The sequence below is a fragment of the Microbacterium neungamense genome (assembly GCF_024971095.1).
GTDB lineage: Bacteria > Actinomycetota > Actinomycetes > Actinomycetales > Microbacteriaceae > Microbacterium > Microbacterium neungamense.
The window spans coordinates 1732482-1752128 of sequence record NZ_CP069717.1; the positions used below are offsets into that span (position 1 = coordinate 1732482).

The following is a 19647-nucleotide window of genomic DNA, read 5'->3' on the forward strand; positions in this document are numbered from 1 at the left end:
GCATTATCGGGCGACGGCAGACCTCAGAGACCGAGGGCGTGGACGGCGGCCTGCGCGCGCGCGATCAGCTCGGTGCGCTGTTCGGCGACCCGCTCCGGCGCCGTGCCGCCGGCTCCCGCGCGGGAGGCCACGGAGCCCTCGATCGAGAGCACGTCGCGCACTTCGGGCGTCAGCCGCTCGGACACCGAGCGGAGCAGCTCGTCGTCGGCATCCTCGAGCCCGATCCCGCGCTCCTCGCACGCCCGCACCAGCGCACCCGAGATCTCGTGCGCGTCGCGGAACGGCACCCGCCGCTTGACCAGCCACTCCGCGACGTCGGTGGCGAGCGAGAAGCCCTCCGGGGCCAGCGCCGCCATCCGCGCGGTGTCGAACCTCAGCGTCGCGATCATGCCGGCGAACGCGGGCAGGACGACCTCGAGGGTCTGCACCGAGTCGAAGACCGGCTCCTTGTCCTCCTGCAGATCGCGGTTGTACGCCAGGGGCAGCCCCTTGAGGGTCGCCAGCAGGCCGGTGAGGTTGCCGATCAGCCGACCCGACTTGCCGCGCGCGAGTTCGGCGATGTCGGGGTTCTTCTTCTGCGGCATGATGCTCGATCCGGTCGAGTACGCGTCGTCGAGCGTGACGAAGCCGAACTCACGCGTGTTCCAGAGGATGATCTCCTCGCTCAGCCGGGAGATGTCCACCCCGGTCATCGCCGCGATGAAGGCGAACTCGGCGACGACGTCGCGCGCCGACGTGCCGTCCAGCGAGTTCTCCGCCGGCCGGTCCAGGCCGAGCTCGCGCGCGACGAGAGCCGGGTCGAGGCCGAGCGTGGACCCGGCGAGCGCGCCCCCGCCGTACGGGGACACCCCGGCGCGCCGGCGCCAGTCGACGAGTCGCTCGAGCTCGCGCACCAGCGGCCAGGCGTGCGCCTGCAGGTGGTGGGCGAGCAGCACCGGCTGCGCGTGCTGCAGGTGCGTGCGCCCCGGCAGGATCGCGGACGGATGCGCCTCGGCCTGCGCGACGAGCGCGTCGACGACGCGCAGGATGTCGCGGGCGATCACCCGGGCGTGGTCGATGAGGTACATCCGCACCAGCGTCGCGATCTGGTCGTTGCGGCTGCGGCCGGCGCGCAGGCGCCCGCCCAGTTCCGGGCCGACCTCGGCGATGAGCGCCTTCTCGAGGGCACCGTGCACGTCCTCGTCGCCCGGGTCGGGGCGCAGGCTGCCGTCGGCGATCCGTGCGGCGAGGGCGTCCAGGCCCTCGTGCATCCGCCGCGCCTCCTCCGGCTCGAGGTACCCGGCTGCCTCCAGCGCGGTGGCGTGGGCGTGCGAGCCGGCGATGTCGTAGGGAGCGAGCGCCCAGTCGAAGTGGGTGGACCGGCTGAGCTCGGCGAGCTCGGGCGAGGGTCCCCCGGCGAAGCGGGCGCCCCACAGGGCGCCGTCGTTGGTGGTGCCGGCCATCAGTCGTCCTTCTTCCCGAGCAGCCACACCAGCAGCGCCTTCTGCGCGTGCAGACGGTTCTCCGCCTCGTCCCAGACGACGCTCTGCGGGCCGTCGATCACCTCGGAGTCGACCTCGTAGCCGCGGTCGGCGGGGAGGCAGTGGATGAAGATCGCCTCCGGGTCGGCGAGCCCCATGATGCCGGAGGTCACCTTGTAGCCGCCGAGGTCGCGGATGCGGGCGATCTTCTCCTCCTCCTTGCCCATCGACACCCAGGTGTCGGTGACGATGACGTCGGCGCCGGCCGCCGCCTCCTCGGGGTCGGTGAGCAGCGTGATCGATCCGCCGGTCTCCGCGGCTCGGCGCTCGGCATCCGCCACGACGTCCTCGCGCGGCGCGTACGCCGCCGGCGAGGCGACCCGCACGTGCATGCCGGCGGTGACCCCGGCAAGCACGTAGGAGTGCGCCATGTTGTTGCGGCCGTCGCCGAAGAAGCTGAGCGTGAGCCCCGCGAGCCGGCCCTTGTGCTCGCGGATGGTGAGCAGGTCGGCGAGCAGCTGACAGGGGTGGAAGTCGTCGGAGAGGGCGTTGATGACCGGCACCCGGGTGCCGGCGGCCATCTCCTCCAGGCCGGACTGCGCGTAGGTGCGCCACACGATCGCGGCCACCTGGCGCTCCAGCACCCGCGCCGTGTCGGAGGGGGTCTCCTTGCCGCCCAGCTGGCTGTTCGCGGTGGAGATGATCAGCGGCGAGCCGCCGAGGTCGGCGATGCCGACCGCGAACGACACGCGGGTGCGGGTGGAGGACTTGTCGAAGATCACCGCGACGGTCTGCGGACCGGCGAGAGCCTTGTTCGACCAGCGGTCCTTCTTCAGCTCGAGGGCGAGGTCGAGGATCTCGGCCTGCTCGGCCGGGGTGAGGTCGTCGTCGCGCAGCAGGTGGCGGGTCACTTCTGGGTCTCCAAGGGGGCGTCGATGGTCTCGGCGACGGCGGCGAGCGCCGCGCCGAACAGGGTGAGGAACTCCGACACCTCGGCATCGCCGATGGTGTAGGCGGGGGCGATGCGGATCACGTCGTCGGCGGGCGCGTTCACGATCAGCCCGCGCTCGTGGGCGGCCTCGCGCACGCGGCCGGCGACCGGATGCGCGAGGGTGATGCCGATGAGCAGCCCCGCGCCCCGCGTGCCGGTGACCAGCGGCAGGCCGCTCACGCCGTCGCGCAGCTGGGCGCCGCGAGCGGTCACGTTGCCGAGCAGCCCCTCGTCCTCGATGTGGCCGAGGACGGCATCCGCCACGGCGCTGGCCAGCGGGTTGCCGCCGAAGGTGGAGTTGTGCGTGCCGGGGTAGAACAGCTCGCTGGCCGCGCCGAAGGTGATCAGGGCACCGAGCGGGAACCCGGCGCCGATGCTCTTGGCGAGGGTCACCGCGTCGGGCGTCACGCCGTCCCGGCCGAAGGCCTCCTCACGCTGGAAGGCGAACCATTCGCCGGTGCGTCCGGAGCCGGTCTGCACCTCGTCGAGGATGAGCAGCGCGTCGTGAGCGGTGGACAGCTCGCGGGCGCGGGTCAGGAAGCCCTCGGGCAGCTCCACGACCCCGGCCTCGCCCTGGATGGGTTCGACGATGATGGCCGACACGGTGTCGTCGAACGCCTGCTCCAGGCTGTCCAGGGTGCGGGCGACCGTGCGCACCCCCGGGATGGCGGGCTGGAACGGGTCGCGGTAGGCGGCCTTGGGCGTCAGCGACAGCGCCCCCATGGTGCGGCCGTGGAACGCGCCCTCCACGACGAGGATGGTCGGCCGCTCCGCACCGCCGTGCAGGCGGGCGAGCTTGATCGCCATCTCGTTCGCCTCGGTGCCGGAGTTCGCGAGGAAGACCCGCCCCTGCTCGCCGGTGCCCGCGAGGCGCTTCAGCCGGGCGGCGAGAGCGAGCTGCTGCGGGGTGGCGAAGTAGTTCGACACGTGCGCGAGGGTCGCCGCCTGCCGGGACACGGCCTCGACGAAGACCGGATGCGCGTGGCCCAGGCAGTTCACGGCGATGCCGCCGAGGAAGTCCAGGTAACGGTTTCCGTCGGCGTCCCACACCTGGGATCCCTCACCGTGGGTGAGCAGCGCCAGCCGCCCGCCGAGATTCATCAGGTCGCGGGACGCATCGTGCTGCCAGCCGATCATCAGCGCACCACCTCCGTGCCGATCCCCTTGCTGGTGAACAGCTCGACGAGCACCGAGTGCGGCACCCGCCCGTCGATGATGGCGGCCGCTCCCACGCCGCCCTCGACGGCGTCGAGGCAGGCGCGCATCTTCGGGATCATCCCCGACTCCAGCGTCGGCAGCATCTGCACCAGCTCGGCGGAGGTGAGGTGCGAGACGAGGGAGTCGCGGTTGGGCCAGTCCGCGTACAGCCCGGGCACGTCGGTGAGGATGACGAGCTTGCGCGCCCCGAGGGCGACTGCGAGGGCGGATGCCGCGGCATCCGCGTTCACGTTCAGGGACTGCCCGGGGTGGTCGAGATCGGGGGCGATCGAGGAGACCACGGGGATGCGGCCGGCGGCGAGGTGGTCGAGCACCGGCGTCGGGTCGACCTGGACCACGTCCCCGACGCGGCCGAGGTCGACCTCCTCGCCGTCCACGACGACGCCGCGGCGGCGGCCGCCGAACAGGCCGGCGTCCTCGCCGCTCAGGCCGGTGGCGATCGGTCCGTGCGAGTTGATCTTCGCCACCAGCTGCGGGTTGACCTGCCCGGTGAGCACCATCCGCACCACCGTGATCGCCTCGGTGCTGGTCACCCGGTAGCCGCCGCGGAACTCGCTGGGGATGGCCAGCCGGTCGAGCATGTTCGAGATCTGGGGGCCGCCGCCGTGCACGACGACGGGCTGCACGCCGACGTAGCGCAGGTAGGCGATGTCCTGGGCGAACGCGTCCTGCAGCTCCTCCGAGACCATAGCGTTCCCGCCGTACTTGACGACGACGATCTGATCGCGGAAGGTCTTCAGCCACGGCAGCGACTCGATGAGGGTCGCCGCCTTGACCGCGGCCTCCTCGGGCGGGGTGTCTTGCAGGTCTGTCATGAGGCGTAGGCGCTGTTCTCGTGCACGTAGTCGTGGGTCAGGTCGTTGGTGAGGATGGTCGCGGTCTCGTCGCCGGCCTTCAGGTCGATGACGAGGTGCGTGGCGCGCGGGGTCAGATCGACCTCCTCGCGCGGGCGGTCGGGCCCGCCGGCGGTGCAGACGCGGACGCCGTTCATCCAGACGTCGACGTCGTACGGGTCGAACACGGCGCGGGTGGTGCCGATCGCGGCGAGCACGCGCCCCCAGTTCGGGTCGTTGCCGAAGATCGCCGCCTTGAACAGGTTGTTGCGGGCGACGGAGCGGCCCACCTCGACCGCGTCCTCCTCGGAGGCGGCGCCCTTCACCTCGATGGTGATGTCGTGGCTGGCGCCCTCGGCGTCCTGCTGCAGCTTGCGGGCGAGCTCGAGGCACACCTCGGTGAGCGCGGCGGTGAACTCGTCGAGGTCGGGGCGGATGCCGCTGGCCGCGTTGGCGAGCAGCGTGACCTGGTCGTTGGTGGACATGCATCCGTCCGAGTCGAGCCGGTCGAAGCTGACGTGCGTGGCGCGGCGCAGCGCGGCATCCGCGTCGACGGCCTCGAGGTCGGCATCCGTGGTGAGCACGACGAGCATCGTCGCCAGGCCCGGCGCGAGCATCCCGGCGCCCTTCGCCATGCCGCCGATCGTCCAGCCGTCGCGCTCGGCGACCGCGGTCTTGGCGACCGTGTCGGTGGTCATGATGGCCTCCGCCGCCGCCTGCCCGCCGTCCGCGCTGAGCTCCGCGACGCCCTGCTCGACGCCGGCGAGCACCCGGGCGCGGAACTGCTCGTCGCCGGTGCCGATGAGGCCCGTGGAGCAGACGAGCACGTCGCCCGCGCTCACCCCAAGGAGCTCGGCCGCCTTCTCCGCGGTGAGATGGGTGGTCTGGAACCCGAAGCTGCCGGTGAAGCAGTTCGCCCCGCCGGAGTTGAGCACGATCGCCTCGACGGTGCGGTCGACGATCACCTGCTGCGACCACAGGATCGGGTTGGCCTTGGCGCGGTTCGTGGTGAACACGGCGGCGCCGACCTTGCGCGGGCCGCGGTTGACGACCACGGCGACGTCGGGCTTTCCGGTGGACTTCAGCCCGGCGGCGACGCCGGCGGCCTCGAACCCATGGGGTGCGGTGACGGTCACGGTGCCACTCCGTTCACGGTGAGGGCGCGGTCCTCGGGGAGACCGAGCGCGATGTTCATGGACTGGATCGCCGCCCCGGCGGTGCCCTTGACGAGGTTGTCGACGGCGGTGACCACGACGACGCGGTTCGCGGCCCGGTCGACGGCGAGGCCCATCAGCGCGGTGTTGGCGCCGAGCACGTCCGCGGTGCGGGGGAAGTGTCCCTCGGGCAGCAGCTGCACGAAGGTCTCGTCGCCGTAGGCGCCCTCCCACGCGTCGCGGATGTCGGTGTCGGTGACGCCTTCGGCGATCGGGGCGGTGGAGGTGGCGAGGATGCCGCGCGCCATCGGCACAAGGACCGGCGTGAAGGAGATGCGGATGCCGTCGTCCCCCCGATCGTGGAGCGAGGACGCCGCCAGCGCCTGCCGGATCTCCGGGATGTGCCGGTGCGTGCCTCCGACGGCGTACGGGTTCGCGGTGCCCAGCAGCTCGCTGCCGAGCAGGTGCGGCTTCAGGCTCTTGCCCGCCCCGGACGGCCCGACCGCGAGGACGGTGACGATGTCGGACGGGTCGATCACCCCGGCCGCCACACCGGGGCCAGGCTGAGGCTGACCGTGGAGGCGTTGCAGCCGGGGGCGGCGATGCGGGTCGCGCCGCGCAGGTGCTCGCGCTGCTTGCCGCCGCCGACGGGCAGCTCGGGCACGCCGTAGGTCCACGGCTCGTGGAACGCGCCGCCGTAGAAGGCATCCCAGGCGTCCCGCGAGGTGAGCCGGTGGTCCGCGCCCGCGTCGATCACCAGCGGCGCGTCGCCGAGGGCATCCGTGTATTGCCCGGATTGCCCGTGCGGCAGGGCGAGGAAGACGATGTCGTGGCCGGCGAGGATCTCCGGGGTCGTCTCCTGGAGGGTGAGGTGCGCGAGGGAGCGCAGGTGCGGCTGGTGTTCGATGAGAGGCTGACCGGCGTTCGAGTGTGCCGTGACGGTGCGGATCTCGATGTCGGGATGCCCGGCGAGCAGGCGCAGGATCTCGCCTCCTGCGTAGCCGGATGCGCCGGAGACGGCGACGGTGTACGTCATGTTGCCACCTTAACGGTCGTGGGTTCCGCTCCGATCGGTTGTTGCCGTGCGACAACGGGCCGGAGCGCTGGCCGGGGACGGCGACCCGGCTCACCCCGTCGGCGGTGGGTCCGCGGACACGACGGGAGGCGGGGTCGCCTAGATTCGGCGGCCGCCGCGGCGTCGGCGCACGACAGGGACGCTCGGGACGAGCGTCGGACGGGGGTGCGCGGCCGAAGGCATGTCGCGACGATAGCGGTCGCGTCGCGGCCTCCGCAAATCCTCTGCCCTTTCGAATCGCGCAATCGGCCGGGCCGGATTCCCGCCGATTGCGCGATTCCGATCACAGGGGTGGCGCGGCGAAGAAGGCGAGCTCGTGGGCGGCGGAGCGCTCGAACGCGGTGAACATGCGCTGCCGGGTCGCGGTGTCCGCGGTCGACGCCGCGGCGGCGGTGATGTCGGTCGCGCGGCGGCTCGCGGCGGAGAACGCCGGATCGCCGTAGGTCGCCAGCCAGGAGGCGTACGGATGCCCGGGATCCTGCGTGTACGCGCCGAAATCCCCGGCCCGCAGCCGCTCGCCGAGGTCCGCGTACAGCCAGTAGCAGGGCAGCAGGGCGGCGACGAGCTCCGCGTATCCACCGCCGTGCGCGACGGAGCGGAGATGGTCGAGGTACGCCCTGGTGGCCGGGGCGGGGTCGCCGGCGGGCTCGCCCAGCCACGACTCGTGCAGCTCCCGCTCGACCGCGATGCAACGCGCCGCGGATTCCGCCCAGAACACCTGTTCCGGTGCGGAGGGCGCGCGCCGGGCGGCATCCGCGAGAAGCCGCGCGTAATCGCTGAGGTACAGTGCGTCCTGCGCGAGGTAGAACCGGAACGCCGGGTCGGGCAGCGTGCCGTCGGCGAGGCGGCGGATGAACGGCAGTTCGTCGATGCCGGTGCGGATGCCGGCGATCCGGTCCCACCAGTCCGCCTCGATCTCGGCGGGCGTCGGGGCGGTGTCCAGGCCGCCGCGGGCCCACAGGCCGGCGAAGTGGCTGACCGGCCCGTGGCCGCGGCCGACGTCGAGGTCGGCGCCGGCGCGGATCGACTCGCGCAGCCAGGTGCGGGCCTCCTCGGCCGCCCGCGGCCAGTCCGCGCCGCGCGCCCGCCGGGTGGCGAGCGCGGAGGACAGCGAGCATCCGGTGCCGTGCGTGGCGTCGGTGGCGATCCGCTCCCCGGGGAAGGAGGCGACGACGCCGTCGGCGCCGACGAGGGCGTCCGGGGCGTGCGGGCCGTCCAGGTGCCCGCCCTTGACGAGCACGAGCGCGCCGGTGCGGGCGGCGAGCCGTCCGGCCTGCGCGAGCGCGGCGTCCCAGTCGTCCGCGGCCGGCTCGCCCAGAAGCGCGCCGAGCTCGGGGAGGTTCGGGGTGACGACGTCGGCCAGCGGCAGCAGCTCGCGCAGGGCGTCCTCGGCGGCGGCGTCCAGCAGCCGGTCGCCGCTGGTGGCCACCATCACCGGGTCGAGCACGACCGTCTCCGGGCGCTCCCGGCGCAGCCACGCCGCGACCACCTCGATCACCTCGACCCCGGCGAGCATCCCGATCTTGACCGCCTCGATGCCGACGTCGTCGGAGAGCGCGTCCAGCTGCTCGCGCAGGAACGCCGCCGGTGGCGTGTGCACGGACCGCACACCCGACGTGTTCTGCGCGGTGAGGGCGGTGAGGGCGGCCATGCCGTACCCGCCGTTGGCCGCGATGGACTTCAGGTCGGCCTGGATGCCGGCGCCGCCGGACGGGTCGCTGCCGGCGATGCTGAGCACGCGGGGCGGCCGGTCGCCGCGCCAGGCGCGCAGGAACGTCCGCGCGGCGGCGCACGGGTCCTCAGCCGCGCACAGGGCGGAGACCACGGCGACCCCGGCGGCACCGGCCGCGCGGAGCGGGGCGACGTCGTCGAGACCGATCCCGCCGATCGCGACGCAGGGCAGCGGGCTGTCGGCGGCGAACGCGGCGAAGCCTGCGATCCCGAGCGCAGGCGGGTGATCCGGCTTGGTCGCGGTGGGGTGGATGACGCCGACGCCGAGGTAGTCGACAGTGCCGACGGGCAGAGCGCGCACGGCGTCCAGGTGGGCGGCCGTGTTGGCGGTGAGGCCGATGACCGCGTCCGGTCCCAGCGCCGCCCGCGCGTCGAGGACGGAGGCGTCGGACTGGCCCGGTGTGCCCGGCCGCCGCGCGGATGTCCCCGAGCAGGTCCGCGAGCGGCAGCGGGTCGCCGACCGCGTTCACGACGCCCGACCGCGGCGGCCCGGCGGCGAACGCGGCGACGTCCTCGACGTCGATCACCTGCGTCGTCCGCCCGGCGGGGCGCGGTGCGAGCACGGGCTCCGCGCCGGCGCGCGCGAAGGCGGCCGCCCAATAGCCGAAGCGGTCGGTGGGGTCGCCCTGACCGACGATGAGTCCGGGCCGGATGATGAGCGCACGGTCGCCGAGGCCGGCGACGACGGCATCCTCGGCGGCCACCTTCTCCCGTGCGTAGTCGTACTCGTCGCCGTCGTGGGCGGGCTCATGCCGGGCGGCCGTCTCATCGGCATCCGGCACGGTCTCGTCGGCGTAGACCGACACCGAGGAGACGTACGTCCAGTGCGCGGTCCGTTCGCCGAGCGCCGCGACCGCCTGCCGGACGTGCCCGGCGCGCGAGGAGATGTCGACGATCTCGTCCCAGTCCGTCCGAGCCGCGGCGTCGTACGCGCCGGAGTCGTCGCGATCGCCGCGGAGGAGCACCACGCCGCCGGGCGCCGGACGCGACCCGCGCGCCAGCACCGTCACCTCGTCACCGGCATCCCGCCGGCGCCGGGCGATCCGCCCGGACAGCCAGCCCGTCCCACCGAGGATCAGCACACGCGTCATGCCCCCATGACACCAGTCCGGGGGCCGACACCGGAAGGAGATCCGCCGTCAGCGGATGCCGCCGGGCTCTCGCCCACGCGACGCCGCGGGGCGGATTCCGGACGGCTCAGTCCGCCCAGGGCATCGGCCGGTCGGGGTCGCGGGCGCCGTCGTTCGGCATGTGCGGCAGCTCCTCGCCGCCGGCGCGGATGCACAGCCAGCGCAGCTCGCCGGGGCTCTCCGGCCGGGCGCGCCAGGTGCGCCAGACGCCCTGCCCGACCCGGACGACCGTTCCGGGGCCCACGTCGATCACGTCGTCGTCCAGCCCCATCTGCCCGAGCCCCTCCAGGAACACGTACAGCTCCTCGACCCGGGAGTGGGTGTGCCAGTAGCCGGCCTCCTCGCCCGGGACCAGGGCGTTCGCCGTCATCCCGATGTACTGCATGGTCAGCTCGTGGTCCACCACGCGCCGGCCGTCGCGCGAGCGCGCCGCGTCGAAGCCGCCGTAGTGCCCGCGCCACTCCCCGAGGGCGCCGATCTGCGTGATCTCGTAGTCGCTCATGTTCGGTACTCCCTGTCAGTCCCGGATGCTCGCGCCGAAGCGCTCGGCCGCGACCGCGACACCCGCCATCTTCGCCTCGGTCGCCTCGGCGGAGGTGAGCGTCCGGTCCGCGGCGCGGAAGCGCAGCGCGAACGTCAGGCTCTTGGAGCCGTTCGGCAGACCCTCGCCCCGGTAGTCGTCGACCAGCCGCGCGGACTCCAGCAGCTCGCCGGCCCCCTCGACGAGGGCGGCACGCAGCTCGGCGGCGGGCACATCCGCGGCGACCACCAGCGACACGTCCTGCGTCGCCGCCGGGAAGGTCGACAGGGACGCGGCGACGACCCGCGAGCCGGCCAGGTCGAGCAGGCGGTCGAGATCGAGTTCCGCGACGACCGCACGTCCGGGCAGGTCGGCGTCGTCCGCGACCTGCGGATGCAGTTCGCCGACGTAGCCGATCTCCTCGCCGGCGACCGTGAGCACGCCGGTGCGGCCCGGATGCAACGCGGCGCGCCGACCCTGAGCCACCTCGATGTCGACGCCCGCCGCCGCGGCGATCACCCGCACGGCGTCCAGCGCGTCGGACAGCCCGGCGGCCTCGGCGGCCCGGCCGGGCTGGCGCGGCGAGATGCTGCCGGTGAGCAGCACGGCCACGTGACGACGCTGCGGCGGGATCGACGCGTTCAGCTCGGCGAGCTTCTCGTCCGAGGGACGCTCGCCCAGCGGCGGCACGTCGTCGGTGCCGTAGGACACCCCGGCTTCGGGCAGGAACACCACCCCGGTCTCGAACAGCGCGAGATCGGTCAGTCCGCGGGAGATGTTGCGATGCGCGGTCTGCAGCAGGCCCGGGATCAGCGAGCGGCGCAGGAACGGCACGTGCCCGTCGATCGGGTTCGCGAGACGGATGCCCGGCAGGTGCTCCCCGGATGCCGAGCCGTGCAGGTCGTTCTGCGCCTCGGTCGTGAACGGGAAGGCCGGGGTCTCCACGAAGCCGGCCGCGGCGAGGGCGTCCGCCACGCGACGGCGTCCCTGCTGCAGCGGCGTGAGGCCGCGTCCGGACGGCGGGGTCGGCAGCACCGAGGGGATGCGGTCCAGCCCGTGGATGCGGGCGACCTCCTCGGCGAGCGTCCACTTGTCGGTGAGGTCGGGCCGCCAGGACGGCGGGATGACGAACCATCCGGCGGACGGGGACGCTTCGACAGGCTCAGCGTCCGCGACGGGCTCAGCGTCCGCGACGGGCTCAGCGTCCGCGACGGGCTCAGCGTCCGCGACAGGCTCAGCGTCGGCGCGGGTCACCTCGGCGCCGATGGTCTCCAGGGCTCCGGTGATCTCGTCGTCGCTGTACTCGACCCCGACGACGCCCTGTACGAAGCCGGCGGGCAGCTCGATGCCCTCGATCACGACGTCGGTGAACAGCGCGCCACCCTCGTCGGTGAGCGTGCCGCCGGCGAACTCGACCATGAGATCGGCGACCCGGCGGGCCGCGACGAACGGGATGAGCGGGTCGACGCCGCGCTCGAAGCGCTTGGACGCCTCGCTGGGCAGCTTGTGCCGGCGCGCGGTGCGCGCGATCGTGACCGGATCGAACGTGGCCGCCTCGATGAGCACGTTGCGGGTGTCCGCGCTCATCTCCGTGGTCCCGCCGCCCATGACGCCGGCGAGCCCGATCGGCCCGGATCCGTCGGTGATCAACAGGTCCTCCGGGTGCAGCGCCCGCTCCTGCCCGTCCAGGGTGGTGAGCTTCTCGCCGGCCTCGGCGCGGCGGACGGTGATGGTGCCGTCGAGCCGGTCGAGGTCGTAGCCGTGGATGGGCTGGCCCAGCTCGAGCATCACGTAGTTGGTGATGTCGATGAGCACGCCCAGCGACCGCATGCCGGCCAGGGACAGGCGCGCGATCATCCACGGCGGCGTGGGACGCGACGGGTCCACGTCGCGCACCACCCGGGTGACGAACTCGCTTGCCCCCACCCGGCCGCGGATCGGCCGGACGTCGTCGACGATCGCCGTGCGGCCCGTTCCCGGCTGCAGCTCGGCGAAGTCCCGGTCGGCGGGGTCACGGAAGGCCGCGCCGGTGGCGTGCGAGTACTCGCGCGCCACACCGCGGACCGAGAACGCGTAGCCGCGGTCGGGGGTGACGTTGATGTCGACGGCGACGTCGTCCAGGCCGAGCAGCGCGATGGCATCCGTCCCCACCGGCGCGTCCACGCCGAGTTCGGACAGGATCAGGATGCCGTTGTGCTCGTCGCCCAGGCCCAGCTCGCGGGCCGAGGCGATCATGCCGTCGGAGACGTGACCGTAGGTCTTGCGCGCCGCGATCGGGAACGGCCCCGGCAGCACCGAGCCGGGCAGGGTCACCACGACCTTGTCGTCCACGGCGAAGTTGCGGGCGCCGCAGACGATGCCGCGCACGCCGCCGTTCTCCGCGCCGACGTCGACCTGGCACCAGCGGATCGTCTTGCCGTTGGACTGCGGCTCCTCCTCGAAGGACACCACCCGGCCCACGACGACGGGACCGGAGATGTCGAAGCGGTGGATGTCCTCCTCCTCGAAGCCGACGGAGACGAGGGCCGCCAGGACGTCCTCGGCGGTGGCATCCGGCGCCACATCCACGTACTCGCGCAGCCATGACAGCGGAACGCGCATCACACCACCATCCCGAACTGCTCGCTGAAGCGCACATCGCCTTCGGCCATGTCGCGCATGTCCTTCACATCGCTGCGGAACATCAGCGTCCGCTCGATGCCCATCCCGAAGGCGAAGCCGCTGTACACCTCGGGGTCGATCCCGGCCGCGCGCAGGACGTTCGGGTTGACCATGCCGCATCCGCCCCACTCGATCCAGCGGGCGCCGCCCTTGAAGGTCGGATGCCACAGGTCGAGCTCGGCGGACGGCTCGGTGAACGGGAAGTAGTTCGTGCGCAGGCGGGTCTTCGCCTCCGGCCCGAACATCTGCCGGGCGAAGTGGTCGAGCGTGCCCTTCAGGTGCGCCATCGTGATGCCCTTGTCGACGACCAGGCCCTCGAACTGGCTGAACACCGGAAGATGGGTCGCGTCGAACTCGTCGGTGCGGTACGTCCGGCCGGGGCAGAGCACGTAGATCGGCACCTCCCGCTCGAGCATGGAGCGCACCTGCACCGGGCTGGTGTGCGTGCGCATCACCAGGTGACGGGCGGGCGGGTCGACGTAGAAGGTGTCCTGCTCCTGTCGCGCGGGGTGGTCCTCGTCGAAGTTCAGGGCGTCGAAGTTGAACCACTCGTGCTCGAGCTCGGGTCCCTCCGCGATCTCCCAGCCCATGCCGACGAACACGTCGCACACCTGCTCCTGCAGCAGGCTGAGCGGATGCCGGGCGCCGACGCGGCTGCGCGACGGGACGGCGGTGATGTCCACGCGCTCGGCCTCGAGGCGCCGCGCGGTCTCGGCCTCGGCGAGCTCGGCCTCCTTCGCCGCGAGGGCCTGGGTGACGCGGCCTCGTCCCTGCCCGATCAGCTTGCCGAACGCGGCCTTGTGCTCGGGCGCGACCTGGCGCATGGAGGCGTTCAGCACGGCGAGCGGCGAACCCTCCCCCACATGCGCGGCGCGCGCGGCCTTCAGCGCGGCGGTGTCGGCGGCGGCGTCGATCGCGGCGAGCGCTGCGGCGACCGCGGACTCCACCGCCTCGGGCGTGATCTCAGGCGGATTCTCGGGAGATTCGGACACGAGAGTCGAGTCTACCGGTGCGGGCACGCCGGCCCGTGACGGAGGCGGTGAGGGCCGAAGCGCGCGGATCAGAGGTTCGTCGGTGGGACTCCGCTGCCGGCGTCGAACTTCCCCGCGCCGCGCTGCATCGCGATCACCTCGGTCACCGTGGAGCCGTCGTGGATGCGTGGGTCGCCGCCACCGGCATCCGGGGTGTAGCCCTTCAGCTTGGGCGAGCGGCGCGTGCGGTCCTCGACGACCTTCGCGACCCAGGCCAGGATCAGGCACATCACGACGTAGATGCCGCCGATGATGAAGGCCGACTGCAGGATCGGCCGGCCCTGTTGCGAGGTCAGCTGCTTGGCGTAGTAGAGCAGCTCCTGGTAGGTGATGATGAACCCGAGCGCAGTGTCCTTCATGGTCACCACCAGCTGGGCGATGATGACCGGAAGCATGGCCCGGATCGCCTGGGGCAGCAGGATGAACTGCATCACCCCGCTCTTGCGGAGCCCGATCGCGTAGCCGGCCTCCTTCTGCCCGCGCGGCAGGGATTCGACGCCGGCGCGGAGCACCTCCGCGAGCACCGACCCGTTGTAGGCCATCAGGGCGAGCACTACGGCCCAGTACGGGTCCATGCGGATGCCCACGACAGGAAGGCCGTAGTACAGCAGCATCATGAACACCAGCACCGGGACGGCGCGGAACAGCTCGGTGATCGTGGTGACCGGCACGCGGACCCAGGAGTGGTCGGAGAGCCGGCCGATGGCGAGCACGAAGCCGAGCGCCAGGGCGAGCACGGCCGCCAGGGCGAACGCGCCGAGGGTGTTGCCGAGCGCCTTCAGGATGCCCATCCAGACCGCGCTGAACGTGAACACGTACCACTTCTGCGGCGTGAACTGGCCGGTGGCGATCATGCGGTAGATGACGAAGCCGATGACGGCGAGCACCACCAGGACGGTGAGGACGGCGAGGATGCGGTTGCGCGCGATCGCCCGGGGGCCGGGGACGTCGTAGAGGACGGAAGTCATCGGGCGATCCTCCAGCGGTTCTCGAGGTGGCGCTGCACCGCGCTCATCAGCAGCACCAGGACGACGAAGACGACGGCGACCCAGAGCAGGACCTCCATCGGGTTGCCGGGACGGTTCGGCGCGTCGTTGATGGTGGCGCGGAGGGCGGCGAGCTCGGCGATGGAGAAGCCGGCGGCGACCGTGGTGTTCTTCAGCAGGGCGATGAACACGCTCATCATCGGCGGCACCACCGAGCGGAACGCCTGCGGCAGGATCACCAGGGTCATCACCTGCCCGAACGGGAGGCCGATGGCACGCGCGGCCTCGGCCTGCCCGACCGGGACGGTGTTGATGCCCGCGCGCAGCACCTCGGCGACGTAGGTGGCGGTGTACACGCCGATCGCCAGGATGCCGAGCACGGTGTTGGACAGGTCCGGCAGCCCGAGCTGCGGGTAGCCGAACACGAAGAAGAAGAAGACGAGGGTGAGCGGGGTGTTCCGCACCAGGTTGACGTACACGGTCCCCACGGCGCGTGCGATCGGAATCGGCGAGACGCGCATGGCGCCCACGATGACGCCCAGGACCAGCGCGATCAGGCCGCCGACGAAGAACACCAGCAGGGTGTTCCCGATCGCCTGTCCCCACAGATCGAGGTTGCCGAAGATGACGTCCACGTCACCGTCTCCTTCTCAGGTGGATGGGAGGCGGCCCCGCCCGAGGGCGGGGCCGCCGCGGTCGCTCAGTACGCGTCGACCTCGGGCTGCTCGACCTCGATGCCGGAGTCGCCCAGGTTCTTGTCGAAGATCGCCTGCCAGATGTCGCCGCCCTCGGTGAAGAGGTCGTTGATGTGCTGGCGCAGCACGTCGTCGCCCTTCTGCAGGCCGACGCCGTAGCGCTCCTCGGTGAACAGGCCGCCGGTGACCTTGACGTCGTCCGGGTACTGCGCGGCGTAGCCGATCAGGATGGCCTGGTCGGTGGTGACCGCGTCCACCTTGCCGTCGATCAGGTCCTGCACGCAGGCGGAGTACAGGTCGTACTCCTGCGTCTTGATCTCCGGGAAGTTGGCCTTGATGTTCTGGATCGGGGTGGAGCCGGTCGCCGAGCAGACGGTCTTGCCGTTGAAGTCCTCGAGCTTGTCCGCCTCGGGGGCGTCCTTCGCGACCAGCAGGCCCTGACCGGTGACGAAGTACGGGCCGGCGAAGTCGATCTGCTCCTTGCGCTTGTCGTTGATCGAGTAGGTGCCGACGTAGTAGTCGATGTCGCCGTTCACGATCGCCTGCTCGCGGTTCGCCGACGCGATCGGCTTGAACTCGATCTGGTCCTCGTCGAAGCCGAGCGAGGCGGCGATCCAGCGGGCGATGTCGATGTCGAAGCCGGTGCGCTCGCCGGTGGTGACGTCGAGGTAGCCGAGGCCCGGCTGGTCCTCCTTGACGCCGACGACGACGCCGTCGCGCTCCTTCATCTTGTCGAAGGTGGGGCTGCCCTCGAGGTTGACGTCCTCGGCGACCTCGAACCACGTGGTCTCCTCGCCGCCCTCGCCGGTCTCCCCGCCGGTGCCGCCGCCCGGGCTCGAGGGCGAGCCGCTGTTGCAGGCCGTCAGCGCGAGCAGCGCCGCCGCCGCGATACCGATTCCGGCCATTGTCCGTGTGCGTCGCATGTGCGTCTCCTTCTGTTGGTGCAGGTTGCTGGCTGTGACGGCTCAGTGGGTGAGCAGCTTGGAGAGGAAGTCCTTGGCCCGGCTGCTCTTCGGGTTCGTGAAGAACTCCTCAGGCGTGGCCTCCTCGACGATCTGCCCGTCGGCCATGAACACGACGCGGTTGGCCGCCTTGCGGGCGAAGCCCATCTCGTGGGTGACCACGATCATCGTCATGCCCTCATGCGCGAGGCCGACCATGACGTCGAGCACCTCGTTGATCATCTCCGGGTCGAGGGCGCTGGTCGGCTCGTCGAAGAGCATCACCTTCGGATGCATCGCCAGGGCCCGCGCGATCGCGACGCGCTGCTGCTGGCCGCCGGAGAGCTGCGCGGGCAGCTTGGAGGCCTGCTGGGCGACGCCGACGCGCTCGAGCAGCTGCATCGCCTCGCGCTCGGCATCCGCCTTCGTCATGCCGCGCACCTTGATCGGGCCGAGCGTGACGTTCTCGAGGATCGTGAGGTGCGCGAACAGGTTGAACGACTGGAACACCATGCCGACCTCGGCGCGGAGCTTCGCGAGGTCCTTGCCCTCGGCGGGGAGCGCCTTGCCGTCGACGCGGATCTCGCCGCTGGTGATCGTCTCCAGCCGGTTGATCGTCCGGCACAGGGTCGACTTGCCCGACCCGGACGGGCCGATCACGACCACGACCTCGCCCTTGTCGACCCGGAGGTTGATGTCCTTGAGGGCGTGGAACTCGCCGTAGTGCTTCTGGACGTTCTCCACGACCACGAGGGCGTCGTTGCGCTCTGCCATGCCTCCACATTAGGAGCAGCGACCGACGGCGGCGATGCGCGCCGTGGGTGTTTACCGATTCGTGACGTCGGCGCGCTGCGCGAAGGCGCTCTCGTAGAGGCACACGCTCGCGGCGGTGGCGAGGTTCAGCGACTCGGCGCGGCCGAAGATCGGCAGCTTCAGGATGCGGTCGGCGAGAGCGAGGGCGCCCTCCTCGAGCCCTCGCGCCTCGTTGCCGAACAGCCATCCGGTGGGCCCGGCGAGCACGCCCTCGGCGCGGGCGGCGAGCAGATCCTCGCCCTTCACGTCGGCGGCGAGGATGCTCAGGCCCGCACCGTGCGCGTGCTGGACGACGTCGGCGAGATCCCCGCCCACGGAGACCGGCAGGTGGAACAGGGAGCCGGTGGTGGCGCGCACCACCTTCGGGTTGTACGGGTCGACGGTGCGGCCGGTGAGCACGACGGCATCGGCCCCCGCGGCATCCGCGGCACGGATGATGGTGCCGAGGTTGCCGGGGTCGCGCACCTCCTCGCAGATCGCGACCAGCCGCGGTGAGGCGGCGAAGATGTCGCGCACCGAGGTGGGCGTCTGCCGGGCGACGGCGACGAGACCCTGCGGCGTCACCGTGTCGGCCATGGCCGAGAGGACGTACTCGGTGACGAACTCGACCTGCACCCCGGTCGCCTGCGCCTTGGCGCGGAGGTCGGCGTGCTTCTCCCAGCTGGTCGGCGTGGCGAACAGCTCGACGATGGCGTCCGGCCGGTAGGCGAGCGCCTCGCGCACCGCCTGCGGCCCCTCCAGGAGGAACAGGCCGGTCTCGGTGCGCGCGCTGCGCTTGGTGAGCTTGGCGACGGCACGGACACGCGGCGAGCGGGGGTTCTCCAGCACGCTCCCAGTCTATGGGTGCCCCGGATGCGGAAACGGGCGCCTCCCCGGAGGGAGACGCCCGATTCCGGATGCGATGTCTCAGGCGGCCGACTTCGGCGCGTTGACGTCCGAAGGCAGCGCCTTCTTGGCGACCTCGACGAGAGCCGCGAAGGCACCCTGGTCGGTCACCGCGAGCTCGGCGAGCATGCGGCGGTCGACCTGGACGCCGGCGAGGCCGAGACCCTGGATGAAGCGGTTGTACGTGATGCCGTTCTGGCGGGCAGCGGCGTTGATGCGCTGGATCCACAGACGACGGAAGTCGCCCTTGCGCTTGCGGCGGTCGCGGTACGCGTAGACGAGGGAGTGGGTGACCTGCTCCTTCGCCTTGCGGTAGAGGCGCGAACGCTGGCCACGGTAACCCGAGGCGCGCTCGAGGATGACGCGACGCTTCTTCTGCGCGTTGACGGCGCGCTTGACTCTTGCCATTTCTCTGTCTTCCTATTCCTGCGTTCGGGCGCTCAGCGGCCGAGGAGCTTCTTGACGACCTTCAGGTCGTTTCCGGAGATGACCTGGTCCTGGTTCAGGCGGCGGGTGCGACGGCTCGACTTGTGCTCGAGGTTGTGGCGCATGTTGGCCTGCTGCTTCTTGATCTTCCCGCTGCCGGTGATCTTGAAGCGCTTCTTGCTGCCCGAGTGGGTCTTCTGCTTCGGCATCTTCTCTTCCTTCGTGTGGCGCCCTGCGGGCGACGGTGGGCACCCGCTCGGCGCGGGAGTCTCAGGGGCGGATCACTCCGCGGCGGGAGCGGCGGCGCTCCCGGACTTGGCCTCGCGGGCCGCCTGCTTGTTGGCGGCGCGCTGGGCGTTCTGCTCGGCCTTGGCCTCGGACTTGTTCTTCAGCGGTGCGATGACCATGACCATGTTGCGACCGTCGATGGTCGGGTTCGACTCCACCGTGCCGAACTCGGCCACGTCCTCGGCGAACTTCTTCAGCAGGCGCACGCCCTGCTCGGGACGGGACTGCTCACGGCCGCGGAACAGGATCATCGCCTTGACCTTGTCGCCCGCCTTGAGGAAGCCCTCGGCGCGCTTCAGCTTGGTCGTGTAGTCGTGAGCCTCGATCTTCAGGCGGAACCGGACCTCCTTGAGGACCGTGTTGGCCTGGTTGCGACGCGCTTCCTTCGCCTTCTGTGCGGCCTCGTACTTGAACTTGCCGTAGTCCATGATCTTGACCACGGGCGGCTTCGAGTTGGGTGCCACCTCGACCAGGTCGAGATCGGCCTCCTGTGCGAGGCGGAGCGCCACCTGGATGGCGACGACGCCGATCTGCTCGCCTCCGGGGCCGACGAGGCGGACCTCGGGCACGCGGATGCGCTCATTGGTGCGGGGATCGCTGATGCGGAACTCCTTAGCTGGGGGTTTTCGGCCTCCGCGACGCGGTTCGCGTCACGGGCGAAATCGGAGTCTCCCCACCCGCCGGCAGCTCAGACGCCGGCTCTGCACCCTGTCGCCGGTGCGGACACCGGCCTACCGGCACGCGGCCGGCGGAGCGCTGGAACCCGGTAGCCTGGAACGGCAAGCGCGGGTGGGAATCGAATCCTCTTT

17 protein-coding genes and 1 pseudogene are annotated in these 19647 nt (G+C 71.7%); all 18 read right to left on the reverse strand.

Features of this window, described 5'->3' with window-relative positions; genetic code table 11:
- Positions 1-23: 23 nt before the first annotated feature.
- On the reverse strand, positions 24-1442 hold the full coding sequence (gene argH, locus JSY13_RS08380; RefSeq protein WP_259606257.1) for an argininosuccinate lyase: 1419 nt from the start codon (positions 1440-1442) through the stop codon (positions 24-26).
- The gene (gene argF / locus JSY13_RS08385) at positions 1442-2371 is read right to left on the reverse strand and encodes an ornithine carbamoyltransferase (protein WP_259606258.1); all 930 of its coding nucleotides are present in this window, start codon (positions 2369-2371) and stop codon (positions 1442-1444) included. Before argF ends, argH begins: the two co-directional genes overlap by 1 nt.
- Entirely contained in the window at positions 2368-3588 is a 1221-nt protein-coding gene (locus tag JSY13_RS08390; RefSeq protein ID WP_259606259.1) for an acetylornithine transaminase, read from the reverse strand. The genes argF and JSY13_RS08390 overlap by 4 nt, the downstream gene beginning before the upstream one ends.
- Positions 3588-4484: an acetylglutamate kinase gene (argB, locus tag JSY13_RS08395; RefSeq protein WP_259606260.1), complete on the reverse strand. Its 897-nt coding sequence runs from the start codon at positions 4482-4484 to the stop codon at positions 3588-3590. Before argB ends, JSY13_RS08390 begins: the two co-directional genes overlap by 1 nt.
- Positions 4481-5638, reverse strand: a complete 1158-nt coding sequence (gene argJ / locus JSY13_RS08400) for a bifunctional glutamate N-acetyltransferase/amino-acid acetyltransferase ArgJ (RefSeq protein WP_259606261.1) — start codon at positions 5636-5638, stop codon at positions 4481-4483. Before argJ ends, argB begins: the two co-directional genes overlap by 4 nt.
- A pseudogene (gene argC, locus JSY13_RS08405) lies at positions 5635-6692 on the reverse strand (N-acetyl-gamma-glutamyl-phosphate reductase). The gene argJ and the pseudogene argC overlap by 4 nt, the downstream one beginning before the upstream one ends.
- A 322-nt stretch (positions 6693-7014) precedes the next feature.
- Complete coding sequence (locus JSY13_RS08410; RefSeq protein ID WP_336297713.1) at positions 7015-8820, reverse strand: bifunctional hydroxymethylpyrimidine kinase/phosphomethylpyrimidine kinase; 1806 nt, start codon at positions 8818-8820, stop codon at positions 7015-7017.
- 839 nt (positions 8821-9659) lie between these two features.
- Complete coding sequence (locus JSY13_RS08415; RefSeq protein ID WP_259606262.1) at positions 9660-10094, reverse strand: cupin domain-containing protein; 435 nt, start codon at positions 10092-10094, stop codon at positions 9660-9662.
- 15 nt (positions 10095-10109) lie between these two features.
- Entirely contained in the window at positions 10110-12713 is a 2604-nt protein-coding gene (locus JSY13_RS08420; protein ID WP_259606263.1) for a phenylalanine--tRNA ligase subunit beta, read from the reverse strand.
- The gene (pheS, locus tag JSY13_RS08425) at positions 12713-13765 is read right to left on the reverse strand and encodes a phenylalanine--tRNA ligase subunit alpha (protein WP_259606264.1); all 1053 of its coding nucleotides are present in this window, start codon (positions 13763-13765) and stop codon (positions 12713-12715) included. Before pheS ends, JSY13_RS08420 begins: the two co-directional genes overlap by 1 nt.
- A gap of 68 nt (positions 13766-13833) precedes the next feature.
- Entirely contained in the window at positions 13834-14772 is a 939-nt protein-coding gene (locus JSY13_RS08430; RefSeq protein WP_259606265.1) for an amino acid ABC transporter permease, read from the reverse strand.
- Positions 14769-15425: an amino acid ABC transporter permease gene (locus JSY13_RS08435; RefSeq protein WP_259606266.1), complete on the reverse strand. Its 657-nt coding sequence runs from the start codon at positions 15423-15425 to the stop codon at positions 14769-14771. The genes JSY13_RS08430 and JSY13_RS08435 overlap by 4 nt, the downstream gene beginning before the upstream one ends.
- A gap of 65 nt (positions 15426-15490) precedes the next feature.
- Positions 15491-16408: a glutamate ABC transporter substrate-binding protein gene (locus JSY13_RS08440; protein ID WP_259606267.1), complete on the reverse strand. Its 918-nt coding sequence runs from the start codon at positions 16406-16408 to the stop codon at positions 15491-15493.
- Positions 16409-16450: 42 nt separating this feature from the next.
- Positions 16451-17200, reverse strand: coding sequence for an amino acid ABC transporter ATP-binding protein (locus JSY13_RS08445; protein WP_259606268.1), 750 nt, complete (start codon positions 17198-17200; stop codon positions 16451-16453).
- 51 nt (positions 17201-17251) lie between these two features.
- Positions 17252-18067, reverse strand: a complete 816-nt coding sequence (locus JSY13_RS08450; RefSeq protein ID WP_259606269.1) for a TrmH family RNA methyltransferase — start codon at positions 18065-18067, stop codon at positions 17252-17254.
- A gap of 78 nt (positions 18068-18145) precedes the next feature.
- The gene (gene rplT, locus JSY13_RS08455) at positions 18146-18532 is read right to left on the reverse strand and encodes a 50S ribosomal protein L20 (RefSeq protein ID WP_259606270.1); all 387 of its coding nucleotides are present in this window, start codon (positions 18530-18532) and stop codon (positions 18146-18148) included.
- Positions 18533-18564: 32 nt separating this feature from the next.
- The gene (gene rpmI, locus JSY13_RS08460; RefSeq protein ID WP_259606271.1) at positions 18565-18759 is read right to left on the reverse strand and encodes a 50S ribosomal protein L35; all 195 of its coding nucleotides are present in this window, start codon (positions 18757-18759) and stop codon (positions 18565-18567) included.
- 72 nt (positions 18760-18831) lie between these two features.
- Positions 18832-19407 (reverse strand): translation initiation factor IF-3, encoded by a 576-nt coding sequence (gene infC / locus JSY13_RS08465; RefSeq protein ID WP_432806401.1) that lies wholly within the window; start codon positions 19405-19407, stop codon positions 18832-18834.
- Positions 19408-19647: the final 240 nt, after the last annotated feature.

What these genes read in the sequence shown, in the direction of transcription:
- JSY13_RS08420 (WP_259606263.1), bottom strand. Translation starts at nt 12,713, where the DNA reads ATGCGCGTTCCGCTGTCATGGCTGCGCGAGTACGTGGATGTGGCGCCG.
- rpmI (WP_259606271.1), bottom strand. Translation starts at nt 18,759, where the DNA reads ATGCCGAAGCAGAAGACCCACTCGGGCAGCAAGAAGCGCTTCAAGATC.
- rplT (WP_259606270.1), bottom strand. Translation starts at nt 18,532, where the DNA reads ATGGCAAGAGTCAAGCGCGCCGTCAACGCGCAGAAGAAGCGTCGCGTC.
- argB (WP_259606260.1), bottom strand. Translation starts at nt 4,484, where the DNA reads ATGACAGACCTGCAAGACACCCCGCCCGAGGAGGCCGCGGTCAAGGCG.
- JSY13_RS08415 (WP_259606262.1), bottom strand. Translation starts at nt 10,094, where the DNA reads ATGAGCGACTACGAGATCACGCAGATCGGCGCCCTCGGGGAGTGGCGC.
- argH (WP_259606257.1), bottom strand. Translation starts at nt 1,442, where the DNA reads ATGGCCGGCACCACCAACGACGGCGCCCTGTGGGGCGCCCGCTTCGCC.
- JSY13_RS08440 (WP_259606267.1), bottom strand. Translation starts at nt 16,408, where the DNA reads ATGCGACGCACACGGACAATGGCCGGAATCGGTATCGCGGCGGCGGCG.
- JSY13_RS08430 (WP_259606265.1), bottom strand. Translation starts at nt 14,772, where the DNA reads ATGACTTCCGTCCTCTACGACGTCCCCGGCCCCCGGGCGATCGCGCGC.
- JSY13_RS08390 (WP_259606259.1), bottom strand. Translation starts at nt 3,588, where the DNA reads ATGATCGGCTGGCAGCACGATGCGTCCCGCGACCTGATGAATCTCGGC.
- JSY13_RS08445 (WP_259606268.1), bottom strand. Translation starts at nt 17,200, where the DNA reads ATGGCAGAGCGCAACGACGCCCTCGTGGTCGTGGAGAACGTCCAGAAG.